Source organism: Bacteroides caecigallinarum, from assembly GCF_021531075.1.
GTDB classification, from domain to species: domain Bacteria; phylum Bacteroidota; class Bacteroidia; order Bacteroidales; family Bacteroidaceae; genus Phocaeicola; species Phocaeicola caecigallinarum_B.
Window position 1 is genome coordinate 1 of the sequence record NZ_JADYTJ010000063.1, and the last position, 14,163, is coordinate 14,163.

A 14,163-nucleotide genomic window follows, 5' to 3' on the forward strand; every position below is an offset into this window, starting at 1 on the left:
AAACGGAGTGATACCACGTAGTAGGGCTGGTATGCATAAATAGTGTACATTTTTTCCGAAGTGACCTTTGAATTTGGGAGGAAGAATAAAGTATAACTCTATACCATATTGTGAACGCAGTTCAAAAGCACGCTTACTTAATCGTTTACCTATTTGTCTACAAAATTCACCAACTCCAACGTATGGAGTAGTTATTGGATATGAGTCTATTACTATTTTCTTTAAACGAGGCATATAGATAATAATTCTATTATTTTTAGTATTGATATTTACATTATGTATTAATTAAAAATGTAAGGAAGTCCGATTCTTTCTTGGCCATAATATCTAGTATTTCTATATATGATAAATTGCCTAGTGAGATATTATCTAATAATCAATAGATACTAGTTTTGTTATGCTTATTATTTATTGTTCTCTAATTTTTTTCTTATTAAAGGATAATAATTAAGAATTTTATCAAGAGCCTCTCTGTTACGATCATCTCCAGATTTTAAATTAATTGTTTTTAAAGCTAAATTATCAGGTTTACCAACTTCCTTAACTATATTTCTGCCATTTGGAATAGGTACAACATAGGTTCCTTTTGATACAGCTGCTGCCCAAAACCATATATCATCATTTGTTGGTGCAAGTTTCATAAATAGCTCTGGATCTAGCATGTCCTCGTCTAGAGAGTTGGGTGGATACAAAACTCCACCTACTCCAGTTTGCATTGCTAAATGATCAAAGTGATATCTTTTGAAAATAAAATTATACCATTTGTATTTTCTCCATTTGCTATATGGCTTATTTACTTTAATTTTTCTTACTCGATGAGCTATTATACAATCCGGTAGCTGTTTATGTACCCTTATCAAATCGCTTAATAAGTCCTTATGGTAATTTATATCGTCATCTACGGTAATTATGATGTCATTAGGAAAGTCTTCTAATGCAGGTATCAGTTTTTTATATGAACGTATATCTCGTGGATCGAATCTAACCTCTAGTATGTTATTTTCAGCCTTCAGTGCTTCAAGTTCTGTAGGTATAATTCCATTAGGAAACTTTTGTGTGTCAAGATATAGTACTATTTTATCAGGGATAAATGACCCGTTTAATATTGAGCGTATAGATTGAACAACATATGGGATAGCTGCAGGAAATGATGTCAACGATACTATTATTTTTTGTTCATTATTCATAATCTCTTGACTTTTATTATTTATACTTGTAACCTACTTTTTCACCTATTTCAGGATATTTCTCAACTATAGCTTTTAATGCAGCAGCATTTCTGTCCGTTCCAGACTTGAAGTTTGTAGTTTTTAATGAAAGTTCTTTTGGCTTTCCTACTCCTTTGGGTTTATTATGTCCGAATGGTACAGGTATGACAGGAATGTCATTAGCAACAGCTGCAGCCCAAAACCATATATCATCTGTAGTTGGAGCAATTTGTGTGAAAAGCTCTATATCAAGCATTTCCTCTTTTAAAGAGTGTGGGGGATATAAAACACCTCCCACACCTGTCTGAATATTTCTTAAATCAGAATGTATTCTTTGGGTTAAGAAGTGATACCACCTGTATTTTCTCCATTTGCGATACGGTTCCCCTGGCTTCATTAGCTTTGCTCTATGGGCCAATATGGCATTAGGATGTCTGGTATGTAGTTTTAATAAATCTGACAGCATATTCTTGTGATATTCCACATCATCGTCTATAGTTATAATAACTGCATCAGGAAAGTCTTTTAATGCAGGAATAAGTTTACGATACGAGCGAATATCCCTATTATAGTTGCGTATCTCAAATATATGATTTTGTTTTGAAAGTTCCAGAAGTTCTTGTGGTATCCCGTTCTCACCAAATTGTGCAAAGGTAAGATATAATATAATCTTATCAGGGAGTACAGAACCATTTAATATTGATTGGATAGCCTTGAATGCATATGGTATTGCTGCAGGAAATGAGGTCAGTGATACGATGACTTGTTGTCTGGATGTATTAAGGTTCATATTCATTCTTTGGGGGTGTATTTAGGTTTTCATATTCTGGTTTCACAAAGATAGTTCTTTTGCAGTAATATCTTAAACAAAAGAGTATATATTTGACTTAAATAAAAGAAGAGAGAATGCCAGACATCCTCTCTTCTTACAGTATATTTAAGAAACAATTCAATTAATTTTTATTAGCACGTTTTCTTTCAGTCTCATCAAGAATAATTTTACGCATACGCATGCTCTTAGGAGTAACTTCCACATATTCATCTTCCTTTATGTATTCCAAAGCCTCTTCAAGTGAGAATATTACAGGAGGAATGATTCGTGCCTTGTCGTCCGAACCTGAAGCACGCATATTGGTAAGCTTCTTAGATTTCGTAACGTTGATTACGAGGTCATTCTCGTGTACGTGTTCGCCTACCACCTGTCCTGCATAAACTTCGTCTTGAGGATAGATAAAGAATTTACCTCTGTCCTGAAGCTTGTCTATAGCGTAGGCAAATGCTGTTCCTGCTTCCATGGCAATCATGGAACCGTTTGTACGGCGGTCTATTTCGCCTTTATATGGCTGGTATTCCTTGAAACGGTGTGCCATGATAGCTTCTCCCTGCGATGCTGTAAGAACGTTTGTACGCAAACCGATGATACCGCGTGATGGCATGTTGAACTCAATGTTTACACGGTCGCCCTGAGTTTCCATTGATGTAAGTTCACCTTTACGGCGAGTCACCATATCAATCATCTTGCTTGAGAATTCTTCAGGTACGCTGATTGTAAGTTCCTCGATAGGTTCGCACTTCACACCGTCTATTTCCTTGAAGATAACCTGTGGCTGACCTACCTGAAGTTCGTAGCCTTCGCGACGCATTGTTTCGATAAGTACAGAAAGGTGTAGCACACCACGTCCGGAAACAATCCATTTGCCGTCCTCGTTTTCAGTTTTTCTCACACGAAGGGCAAGGTTCTTGTCAAGTTCTTTCATCAGACGGTCATGAATGTGGCGTGATGTCACAAACTTACCTTCTTTACCGAAGAAAGGAGAGTCATTTATAGTGAAGAGCATACTCATTGTAGGCTCGTCGATAGCGATAGGAGCAAGTGGTTCCGGATTTTCGTAATCACAGATTGTATCACCTATTTCGAAACCTTCCACACCTACTACGGCACAGATATCACCAGATGATACTGATTCCACTTTCTTACGTCCAAGACCTTCGAAAGTATGTAATTCCTTTATTTTTGATTTTACTAACGAACCGTCGCGTTTGGCAAGAGTGATGTTCATTCCCTCTTTCAGTGTACCTCTGTGTACGCGTCCCACTGCGATACGTCCTGTGTATGAAGAATAGTCCAGTGATGTGATAAGCATCTGAGGAGTACCCTCGAGAATTTCCGGAGCAGGGATATATTTGATGATAGCATCCAACAGCGGAGTGATGGTTCCTGTAGGAGTCTTCCAGTCTTCGCCCATCCAGTTGTTCTTGGCTGAGCCATAGATTACTGGGAAATCAAGCTGGTCTTCTGTTGCGTTAAGGCTGAACATCAGGTCGAATACCATTTCGTGAACCTCTTCAGGACGGCAGTTAGGTTTGTCCACCTTGTTTACTACTACTATTGGTTTCAGTCCTATCTGAAGAGCTTTCTGAAGCACGAAACGAGTCTGTGGCATAGGACCTTCGAATGCATCTACCAGCAGAATACATCCGTCTGCCATGTTCAATACGCGTTCCACCTCACCACCGAAGTCGGCGTGCCCCGGAGTATCTATGATGTTGATTTTAGTACCTTTGTAGTTGATTGATACGTTTTTTGAAAGGATTGTTATACCTCTTTCACGTTCCAGATCGTTGTTATCCAATACCAGTTCACCGTTTGTCTGGTCTCCGCGGAACAGGTGTCCCGCCAGCATCATCTTGTCCACTAATGTTGTTTTACCGTGGTCTACGTGGGCAATGATGGCAATGTTTCTAATGTCTTGCATACTATATACCTATATATTATTGGCTGCAAATTTACTATTTTTCATTGAAAATCATTCAAAAAAACAGGAAAAAAAGTCCATGATATTTTGTCTAATATAAAGATTGTTAGTATCTTTGCACCCGCAAATCAAATTTATACATTTTAAAAACAGTCAAAATTATGTATTTAGACGCAGCTAAAAAACAAGAAATCTTTGAAAAGTACGGAAAGTCTAACACTGATACTGGATCAGCTGAATCGCAGATAGCATTGTTTTCATACCGTATTTCTCACCTGACTGAGCACATGAAGCTCAACAGAAAAGATTATAGTACTGAAAGAGCTCTTACAACTTTGGTAGGTAAGCGTCGTGCTTTATTGAACTACCTTAAGGAACGCGACATCGAAAGATATCGTGCTATCGTTAAAGAGCTTGGCTTGCGTAAGTAATTATTACTTGCTGCACGGAAATTTAAAAATGAGTTATCTCCTGTCTTTAAACGGGTGATAACTCATTTTTTTATTAATATTATCTTTGCCGGAAACAATAAAAAATCGTGTCATGCAGAGTATATTGATAGTGGAAGACGAGAAGCGTGTGGCCGACCTGCTGAAAGCCGGACTTGAAGAAAACGGTTACAGTGTGATGGTGGCATATGATGGAGAAATGGGTTTGCGCCTGTTTCGCTCTAACGAGTTCCATCTGGTTATATCTGATATTGTTCTACCAGGAATTGACGGGTTCGGGCTTTGTAAAGAAATAAGGAAAATTAATTCAGATGTACCGGTACTTATGCTTACGGCTCTTGGCTCTACTGATGATAAACTCGACGGTTTTGATGCCGGAGCAGACGACTATATGTTGAAACCGTTCGATTTCAGGGAACTTAATGCACGTATCAGGGTACTCTTGAAAAGATATTCGTCGCCACAGATTGTACGGCCGGATTTTATATCATATTCTGACATATCAATTAATCTTAATACATGCGAGGTAACTCGTGCAGGTGTGCAGATTAAACTCTCTCCGAAGGAATATAACCTGCTTGTCTATATGGTTGAAAACTCTGAAAGGGTGATAAGCCGTATGGAGATAGCAGAAAAGGTATGGAATACGCATTTTGACACTGGAACAAATTTCATCGATGTCTATATAAACTATCTGCGCAAGAAGATAGACAAGGATTTTGATACTAAACTTATACACACCAAACCCGGAATGGGGTTTATATTAACCGATAAACTGCTATGAAGATAAGAACCGCACTTACTCTGAAAAATTCACTTGTAACGGCAGCAGTTTTCGTACTGTGTCTGTCATTGGTATATGTGGCAAGTGACCGTATCAGGAGCAAAACATTTTTTCATGATCTCAAGAGCGAGGCTGTGACCAAGGCTCATCTCTTCCTTGGAGGGCAGGTGGACTCGGAGGTAATGCAATCCATATATCTTAACAACCGCAAGTTTATCAACGAGGTGGAAGTGGCTGTATATGATACTTCGTTCCGTATGCTATATCATGATGCAGTGCAGAATGACATAATAAAGGAGGACAGCACCATGATACATACCATAGTGGCCAATGGTGATATGGAGTTCTATGTGGACGGTTATCAGTGTATAGGTATGCTTTATGACTATGGAGGAATGAAGTATGTGGTTACGGCAGCTGCATACGACGGATATGGATATGATAATCTAGCCTCTCTTCTTAATGTACTTATAGTATTGTTTGTCGTCGGACTGAGTCTATTGTTTGTTTCCGGATATTATCTTTCGCGTGCGGCTTTGAAGCCAATCCGTGACATTGTAGCCGAGGCAGAGAATATCACTGCTACAAGTATCAGTCGCCGTTTGCCTGTCAAGAACGAAAAAGATGAACTTGGCGAGCTGGCTACCGCATTCAACGATTTACTTTCAAGGCTTGAAGAGTCTTTCAATTCGCAAAAGATGTTCGTAAGCAATGTGTCGCACGAACTGCGTACTCCGCTTGCCGCTCTGATGGCAGAATTGGGAATAACGCTTCAGAAAGAGCGTACCCCGCAGCAGTACAGGGTAGCGCTTGACAATGTGATGAACGATGCACGCAGGATGAACAGTCTGATAGACGGACTTCTTAATCTTGCCAAGGCTGATTATGGTAAGGAGCAGATAAGTATGCAGGAAATACGTCTTGACGAACTTCTGCTTGATGTGCGCGAATGTATTCTCAGGGCGCACCCGGAATATAGGATTGAACTGGTTTTCGGCGAACAGGATACGGACGATGACCGTTTTGTAACTGTCAGTGGAAACTTATATCTTCTCAGTATCGCTTTCTCAAATCTGATAGAAAATAATTGCAAGTATTCACCGGACAGGACCTCATTTGTGCAGATTTCGTTTTGGGACAAATGGACAGTAGTCCGCATGTCCGACAATGGAACTGGACTTTCTGATGATGAGCGGCAGAACATGTTCAAACTGTTTTACAGAGGTAAGCAGGAACATGTTGCGGCAGGCCATGGCATAGGTATGGCTCTGGCCCAGAAGATTATAAATCTTCATCAGGGTAAAATAAACGTATTGTCCGATGAGGGAAAGGGAACAACATTCGTGGTCGAAATGGAGCATCTTTAAACATCATTCTAATGGAATTCTAATACCGTTCTAATAGTCTTCTAACACTGTTCTAAACGTCTCCAGACTACCTTTGCAGCGTGAAAATTAACCATAATGTGTAACGCTGAAAAAAGAAAGAACAATGTTGAGGAAGAAAAAATTCGGACCAAATTCAGCTTTTAATGCAGAGAAAGTATTTCTTGCTGCTTCACAGCCTGTAGGCTCAGTATTCAACTATTTTCAGACCAACCCGCGAGGGCTCTCTACTGAAGAAGTGGAAATCCGCCGTTCCGAGTTTGGAGCGAACGAGGTGGAACATGAGAAAAAGAAAAATCCTATATCAGTTTTTGTCAAGGCGTTCATAAATCCGTTTATAGGTGTTCTTACTATACTGGTCATAGTTTCGTTCGTTCTTGATGTGGCTCTTGCTGTACCGGGTGAACAGGATTGGACAGCCATAATAATCATATCTGTAATGGTTGTGTCAAGTTCTATACTTCGTTTTTGGCAGGAGTGGAAAGCAAATGTATCTAGTGAGGCCTTGCTGAAGATGGTAACCAATACCTGCAGTGTAATAAGGCTGGACGATGATGATACATACGAGATAAGCATTACGGAGCTTGTTCCGGGAGATGTAGTGCGAATAGCTGCCGGAGATATGATTCCTGCCGATGTGCGAATTGTTGAGGCTAAGGACCTGTTTGTAAGTCAGGCATCGCTGACTGGAGAATCTGACCCTATAGAGAAAACGCCGGACTGTAAGGGCGCAAAGAGTGGCAGTGTGGTGGAACTGGGTAATATCTGCTTCATGGGCTCCAATGTAGTGAGTGGTTCCGGTGTCGGTATAGTCATTGCTACAGGAAATAATACATATCTTGGCACTATTGCGCGCAGTATAGCAGGACATCGTGCCGCTACAGCCTTCGACAAGGGTATCAGTAAGGTCAGCTTCCTGCTCATACGCTTTATGCTTGTGATGATTCCTTTTGTTTTTCTTGTTAACGGTATTACCAAAGGCGATTGGCTTGAGGCTTTCATCTTTGCAGTATCTGTGGCTGTAGGCCTTACTCCGGAGATGCTTCCTATGATTGTTACTGCCAACTTGTCTAAAGGAGCCGTTGCTATGTCGAAAAAGAAAACCATCGTGAAAGACCTTAATGCCATTCAGAATTTCGGAGCTATGAATATTCTGTGTACGGACAAGACCGGTACATTGACATGCGACCAGATAGTCCTTGAGAAATATATCAATGCCGATGGCAGTAACGACGAGAACAAGCGTATCCTTCGTCATGCCTATTTTAACAGTTTCTTCCAGACCGGACTGAAAAACCTTATGGACAAGGCTATTCTTTCGCACGTGAAAGAACTTTCGCTTGAATATCTGAAAGACAATTATCGCAAAGTAGATGAAATACCTTTCGACTTTACACGTCGCCGCATGTCGGTAGTGGTGGAAGATGCCCAAGGAAAACGTCAGATTATAACCAAGGGAGCAGTAGAAGAGATGCTGGAAATATGTTCGCATGCCGAATTTGCAGGTGACGTGCATCCACTGACTGTAGAATTGAAAGATAAGGCACGCGATATAAGTGAGAGGATGAACCGTCAGGGCATGAGGGTTATTGCAGTGGCTCAGAAAAGTTTTCTTGATAAGGAATCAGATTTCTGCATTGACGATGAAAACGATATGGTCCTAATAGGATACCTTGCTTTCCTTGACCCACCGAAGCCATCGGCAGCTAATGCCATACGCCAGTTGCATGAACATGGTGTAGAGGTGAAAGTCCTTTCCGGAGATAATGATGCCGTGGTGTGTACCATTGCCCGTCAGGTAGGTATTGACACTGCAAATTCTGTTACCGGACCGGAATTCGAATCAATGTCGGAAGAAGGACAGAGAACAGCCGTAGCCAAGGCTACTGTATTCTCAAAACTTACACCGATGCAGAAGACACGCATCATAACTCTTCTTCAAGAACAGGATAATACTGTGGGTTTCTTGGGTGATGGAATAAATGATGCTGCAGCGTTGCGTCAGTCGGATATAGGTATATCTGTTGATTCTGCTGTTGATATCGCGAAGGAGAGTGCAGATATTATTCTGTTGGAAAAAGACCTTATGGTGCTTGAAGACGGAGTTCTTGAAGGCAGGAAGACTTTCGGGAATATTACAAAGTATATAAAGATGACTGCAAGTTCCAACTTTGGAAATATGTTCAGTGTGATGGCTGCCAGTGCCTTCCTGCCTTTCCTGCCTATGATGCCTATTCATCTGCTGATACAGAATCTGCTGTATGATGTGTCGCAGACCACAATCCCTTTTGACAGGATGGATGCGGAGTATCTCAGAAAACCACGCCGTTGGGATGCATCAGATTTGAGTCGTTTCATGATGTACATAGGACCTATTAGTTCCATATTCGATATATTGACGTATGTAGTGATGTGGTATGTTTTCGGATGTAATTCTGTGGAACATCAGGCATTGTTCCAGTCCGGATGGTTTGTGGAAGGATTGTTGTCGCAGACTCTTATTGTCCACATGATAAGAACCCGCAAGATACCTTTCATTCAGAGTCGTTCTTCCTGGCAGGTAGGATGCCTTACAGTTATAATTGTTGCCATTGGTCTGTTCATACCTTTCAGCAGTTTCGGTAGTGCTATAGGTCTGCAACCTTTGCCTTTGAGCTATTTCCCGTGGCTTTTTGGAATATTGTTGTCCTACTGTGTTCTTACTCAACTGATAAAGAACTGGTATATCAGGAAGTTTGTAAAATGGTTGTAGAAAATAATTGTCACGATTGCATGTTCACTTATTTTGTGAATACAAATAAAATTACTATCTTTGTGTCAGACAATAATATAAAAATTAATGTATATTGAGTTTGATAAAGAATATCTGCGTGAGCTGTTTGAAAATGGTCATACGAATGATAGAAAACACCGTTATCAGCCAGAGGTCATAAGAGGATACCAGAAAGCTGTGTTTACTATTATTTCAGCTAATACCATAACCGATTTATTCCGTTTCAATGCTTTAAACTATGAAGCATTGCATGGAGATAAGGAAGGAATTTCGTCAGTTAGAGTAAACCGTAAGTATCGACTGGAATTTACTGTAAGAGAAGAAATGGGCGAGCAGATAATAACTGTATGTCGATTATTGGATATAAGTAACCATTATAAATAAGTAAATATGGATACATCAAAGAAAATTTATGCCCCATACGAATTGGTTCCATCTATACCGATACATCCCGGAGAGATGCTTAAAGATGAACTTGAGGCACGTGGTATTTCGCAGCGTAAATTTGCTGCTATTATAGGTATGGCATATACTGCATTTAATGAGATTATAAATTGCAAAAGACCTATAACTACTGATACGGCTCTTAAGATAGAAGCAGCAACAGATATTCCTGCTTATATTTGGATTAATATGCAGTCTGCATATAATATGCAGATGGCCAGACATGATAGCAAGTTGTCTGCCATTTTGGATAATATACGTAAATCTGTAGCAGTATTTTAAATTAAAGTCGTTCAGTGAACGTTTAGTGAACGTTCACTGAACGGCTAATCTTATTTATGCAGGGTAATTCAGATTCTCTTCAGTAGCCTTTTCCAAGACCTCTTCAAGATACTTCCTGGCTTCCCATTTTGCCATAGGAAGATTCATCATCAGGTAGTTTCCGCAGTCTTTTGCTGATGCTCCGGGAACTTCACCTTCATAATCGGCAATGAAACGGAAAGTCTCTATCATCAGCGGAAGAATGTCTGCCGATTTCAAGTCACCTTTTACTACAAGATAGTTACCAGTGAGGCAGCCCATCGGACCCCAGTATATAATCTTGTCAGCCCATACAGGATGGTTGCGAAGGAATGTTGCAGCCAGATGCTCTATTGTGTGGATAGCCGAAGGGCTTAATGCCGGTTCGCGGTTAGGTTCCTTCATGCGGACATCGAACGTAGTCACAGTTTCTGTTCCTACCTGATCTTGTCTTGACACATATATTCCGCGTAGCAGACGTATATGGTCTATTGTAAAGCTTGGTATCTTTTCCATTGAGTGAAGAATTAAAAAATTAATAATTAAAAATTATCCAATTCTATTTGGCAACGCCTTCAGGAATGTTTCCGTTACCTTGAATGAGCGGTTAGCCATTTCTCCCCAGAAGTTCAGATATTGGTCGAAGTGGTTTTCTGCTCCCGGAGTGTCGCTTATGATTCTGAAACTGATGAACGGAACCTTGTAAAGATAACATACCTGTGCTATTGAAGCAGATTCCATATCTACAGCAAGACCTTCGTGGAAGTTTGATTTTATTTCGTCCAGCTCTTTGCGGTCGGTGATGAATTTGTCGCCAGTGCAGATGAGACCTCCGTGGATGGCCGTTTCTGTATCGAGCGACATAGCTGTATTGTAGAGAGTTTCGTTACCCTCGAAGAAAGTAGGCAATCCCTGAATCTGTCCGTAGGCATTGCCATCGCCACACCATACATCGTGATACACAATGTTGCGGCTCACCACTACGTCCATCACTTTCAGGCAAGTGTCTATACCGCCTGCCACACCGGTGCTGATGATGCAGTCAGGCTGAAAATTGTTTATCATTTCCACTGTTCCGGCAGCGGCATTTACCTTTCCTATACCGCACTGCATAAGTACGATTTCGTTGCTGTTGATTTTTCCTTCAATGTAGCTGAAAGGACCTTTACTTGACTCTTTTATCTCTGTGAGTTGGTTTGCCAGTTGCTTCTGTTCGGAAGACATGGCTGTGATAATTCCTATTTTCATTCGGTAATTTTGTTCTAATTTTGATTTTCGGTGGCAAATTTACAACATTTCAAGCAGTATTATGTTATCTTTGCCGACTGAATACTAATAGTTTATTTAATTTTTCAATTCTTTGATATAGTATGAATTTATTCAAGAAACTTATTCCGGACATTGTGGCTGTGGTATTATTTGCTGTAATATCGTTTGCATATTTCTTTCCGGCAGTCACCGAAGGACGAATATTGGCGCAGCATGATGCAGTAGCGGGTATCGGCTCTGGACAGGAACAAAAGGAGTATATGGAAAAGACGGGCGAACGTACCCGTTGGACCAACTCAATTTTCGGTGGTATGCCTACCTATCAGATGTCGCCAAGTTATGATTCCACAGAGGTGTTGTCGTTTATTCAGAAAGTGTATCATCTGTTTCTGCCTACATACGTGTGGTATGTATTTGTAATGCTCCTCGGTTTTTATATACTGCTTCGTGCATTCAACTTCAAGGTATGGCTTTCTGCTCTTGGCGCGATAATATGGGCTTTTTCATCCTATTTCTTCATTATCATTGCAGCAGGACACATATGGAAGTTTGTCACTCTGGCTTACATTCCGCCTACGATAGCCGGTATGGTGTTGGTTTATCGTGGAAAATATCTTGCCGGAGGATTGCTCACGGCATTGTTCGTTGCGCTGCAGATAGTGGCAAACCATCCGCAGATGAGTTATTACTTCCTGTTCGTTATGCTGTTTATGGCCATAGCTTATGGTGTGATGGCTTACAGGGACAATAAACTGAAGGATTTTTTTAAGGCAACGGGAGTGCTTGTGGTGGCAGGTGTGATAGGTGTCTGTATAAATCTTTCTAATCTGTATCACACATATCAGTACAGCAAGGAGAGTATGCGAGGCAAAAGTGAACTCGTGAAGGAAAATTCTGCCAACCAGACAGGAAGCGGACTTGAACGTGATTATATCACACAGTGGAGTTATGGTATAGGTGAAACATTCTCGCTGCTTGTCCCTAATGTTAAGGGTGGAGCTTCTGTACCTCTGGCTGCAAACGAAGATGCAATGAAGAAGGCAAATCCTATGTATCGAGGACTGTACTCACAGTTGGGACAGTACTGGGGTGAACAGCCTGGTACCTCGGGCCCGGTTTATGTGGGTGCGTTTGTGATGTTCCTCTTCATTCTGGGATGTTTCATTGTGAAAGGTCCTATGAAATGGGCACTTGTAGTGGGAACTGTCTTCTCTATTGTGCTGTCGTGGGGAAAGAACTTCATGGGAGTGACCGATTTCTTTATCGATTATGTTCCTATGTACAATAAGTTCCGTGCCGTATCGTCCATTCTGGTTATTGCGGAATTCACTATTCCTCTGCTTGCCATAATGGCATTGAAGGAGATAATGGAACGCCCTTCCATCATAAAGGAGAATGCAAAAGGGTTTTATACCAGTCTGGCACTGACAGGAGGTTTGTCGCTTCTGTTTGCTTTGGCTCCTCATGTGTTCTTCCCTTCGTATATCTCTACAATGGAAATGTCAGCTCTTCAGAATGCTATTCCTCAAGATCAGCTTGTTCCTATATTGGCAAATCTTGAAGAAGTACGTGTTTCGATATTCACTTCCGATGCTTGGCGTAGTTTTGTAATCATTATTATAGGTGTAGCTTTGGTATATGCTTATTCTATTGGAAAACTGAAACCGAAGGTTACTGTAGTGTTTGTAGCTCTGCTGTGTCTGGTGGATATGTGGACTGTGAACAAACGATATTTGTACGACGAGCAGTTCGTGGCGAAAGGTACAGAGATGAAACCATATCTGGAGCCGTCGGAAACAGACAAGGAAATTCTGAAGGACAAATCGTTGGATTACAGAGTATTGAATCTGGCTGTAAATACATTTAACGAAAATAATACAGCCTACTGGCATAAAAGCATTGGAGGTTATCATGCAGCCAAACTACGCCGTTATCAGGAAATGATAGAGGAGCATATTCATGGCGAGATGAATGGAATTTTCTCTAAACTTTCGGAAGCAGGAGGTGATATGACTAAGGTGGATGCAAATGCATTTCCAGTTCTGAACATGCTGAATACAAGGTATTTTATACTCCCGCTTCAGGATGGAAAGACAGCTCCGGTGTTTAATCCGTATGCTTGCGGAAATGCCTGGTTTGTAAGCAATGTGGAATATGTGAATAACGCGAATGAAGAGATTGATGCTCTTCATAAGATAAATCCGCTCCACACAGCAGTGGTCGACAAACGTTTTGCAGAACAGGTCAAAATGTCTGTTGCGCCTGATTCGCTCAGTTCCATAGTGTTGAAAGAGTATCAGCCTAATGCCTTGAAATATGAGGTTGATTCAAAGAACGGTGGGGTAGTGGTATTCTCGGAGATTTATTACCCGGGATGGATTTCAACAATAGATGGTGAGGAGGTGGAACACGGACGTGCAGACTATATTTTGCGTGCTATGAATGTTCCTGCAGGAAAACATATTATAGAGTTTAAATTCGATCCTAAATCACTTCATACGACGGAAACCATTGCTTATGTAGCTATTATATTGCTTGCTATAGGAGTTGTTTTTGTCGTAGTTCGGTCCTGCAGAAAATCTAGAAATTGAAAGCTATAAAGTTTAGGATATAACTTCCTGCAAGAAGTTGTTTTATTTATAAATGGAGTTATTATTTATTCATGCGTGTAAAGTCTGCTGAGTGAGTAATAACTCTTTTTGTGTGTTCGTATTTGTGGCATTATTTATTTTATTGGGAACCAATATCTTTAACTTTAAGGCATTTATAAAATTTGTATATTTATTGTATATATA

12 protein-coding genes and 1 pseudogene are annotated in these 14,163 nt (G+C 40.5%); 7 read left to right on the forward strand and 6 right to left on the reverse strand.

The genetic code is table 11. The features are described 5' to 3' along the window. The 4 genes and pseudogenes from I6E11_RS13040 to typA form a co-directional block, all read right to left on the reverse strand. Positions 1 to 234, reverse strand: a pseudogene (locus tag I6E11_RS13040) (hypothetical protein); the annotation flags it as partial. A 170-nt stretch (positions 235 to 404) separates the two neighbouring features. After that, positions 405 to 1,187: a glycosyltransferase gene (locus tag I6E11_RS13045; protein ID WP_235338597.1), complete on the reverse strand. Its 783-nt coding sequence runs from the start codon at positions 1,185 to 1,187 to the stop codon at positions 405 to 407. 16 nt (positions 1,188 to 1,203) lie between these two features. Then, positions 1,204 to 1,998, reverse strand: coding sequence for a glycosyltransferase family protein (locus I6E11_RS13050; protein WP_235338598.1), 795 nt, complete (start codon positions 1,996 to 1,998; stop codon positions 1,204 to 1,206). A 163-nt stretch (positions 1,999 to 2,161) separates the two neighbouring features. Continuing rightward, on the reverse strand, positions 2,162 to 3,964 hold the full coding sequence (gene typA / locus I6E11_RS13055; RefSeq protein WP_235338599.1) for a translational GTPase TypA: 1,803 nt from the start codon (positions 3,962 to 3,964) through the stop codon (positions 2,162 to 2,164). Between the two features lie 161 nt (positions 3,965 to 4,125). On the opposite strand from typA, the gene rpsO reads away from it, so the two are divergent. From rpsO to I6E11_RS13085, 6 genes are all read left to right on the forward strand, one after another. Continuing rightward, on the forward strand, positions 4,126 to 4,395 hold the full coding sequence (gene rpsO, locus I6E11_RS13060; RefSeq protein WP_235338600.1) for a 30S ribosomal protein S15: 270 nt from the start codon (positions 4,126 to 4,128) through the stop codon (positions 4,393 to 4,395). 112 nt (positions 4,396 to 4,507) lie between these two features. After that, on the forward strand, positions 4,508 to 5,197 hold the full coding sequence (locus tag I6E11_RS13065; RefSeq protein WP_235338601.1) for a response regulator transcription factor: 690 nt from the start codon (positions 4,508 to 4,510) through the stop codon (positions 5,195 to 5,197). Then, positions 5,194 to 6,564 carry a HAMP domain-containing sensor histidine kinase gene (locus tag I6E11_RS13070; protein WP_235338602.1) on the forward strand — a complete coding sequence of 457 codons (1,371 nt, stop codon included), beginning with the start codon at positions 5,194 to 5,196 and terminating at the stop codon, positions 6,562 to 6,564. Before I6E11_RS13065 ends, I6E11_RS13070 begins: the two co-directional genes overlap by 4 nt. A 124-nt stretch (positions 6,565 to 6,688) precedes the next feature. Next, a complete protein-coding gene (gene mgtA / locus I6E11_RS13075) occupies positions 6,689 to 9,334 on the forward strand; it encodes a magnesium-translocating P-type ATPase (protein WP_235338603.1) in 2,646 nt (881 codons plus the stop codon). Positions 9,335 to 9,421: 87 nt separating this feature from the next. Then, a complete protein-coding gene (locus I6E11_RS13080; protein ID WP_235338604.1) occupies positions 9,422 to 9,739 on the forward strand; it encodes a type II toxin-antitoxin system RelE/ParE family toxin in 318 nt (105 codons plus the stop codon). Between the two features lie 6 nt (positions 9,740 to 9,745). Next, on the forward strand, positions 9,746 to 10,081 hold the full coding sequence (locus tag I6E11_RS13085) for a HigA family addiction module antitoxin (RefSeq protein WP_235338605.1): 336 nt from the start codon (positions 9,746 to 9,748) through the stop codon (positions 10,079 to 10,081). A gap of 54 nt (positions 10,082 to 10,135) precedes the next feature. Here I6E11_RS13085 and I6E11_RS13090 read toward each other — a convergent pair whose 3' ends face one another. Both I6E11_RS13090 and I6E11_RS13095 read right to left on the reverse strand, forming a co-directional pair. Beyond that, positions 10,136 to 10,615: an S-ribosylhomocysteine lyase gene (locus I6E11_RS13090; RefSeq protein ID WP_235338606.1), complete on the reverse strand. Its 480-nt coding sequence runs from the start codon at positions 10,613 to 10,615 to the stop codon at positions 10,136 to 10,138. A 33-nt stretch (positions 10,616 to 10,648) separates the two neighbouring features. After that, the gene (locus I6E11_RS13095; protein WP_235338607.1) at positions 10,649 to 11,347 is read right to left on the reverse strand and encodes a 5'-methylthioadenosine/adenosylhomocysteine nucleosidase; all 699 of its coding nucleotides are present in this window, start codon (positions 11,345 to 11,347) and stop codon (positions 10,649 to 10,651) included. A 122-nt stretch (positions 11,348 to 11,469) separates the two neighbouring features. Here I6E11_RS13095 and I6E11_RS13100 point away from each other — a divergent pair, with 122 nt between their 5' ends. Beyond that, complete coding sequence (locus tag I6E11_RS13100; RefSeq protein WP_235338608.1) at positions 11,470 to 13,959, forward strand: glycosyltransferase family protein; 2,490 nt, start codon at positions 11,470 to 11,472, stop codon at positions 13,957 to 13,959. The last annotated feature ends 204 nt before the right edge of the window (positions 13,960 to 14,163 follow it).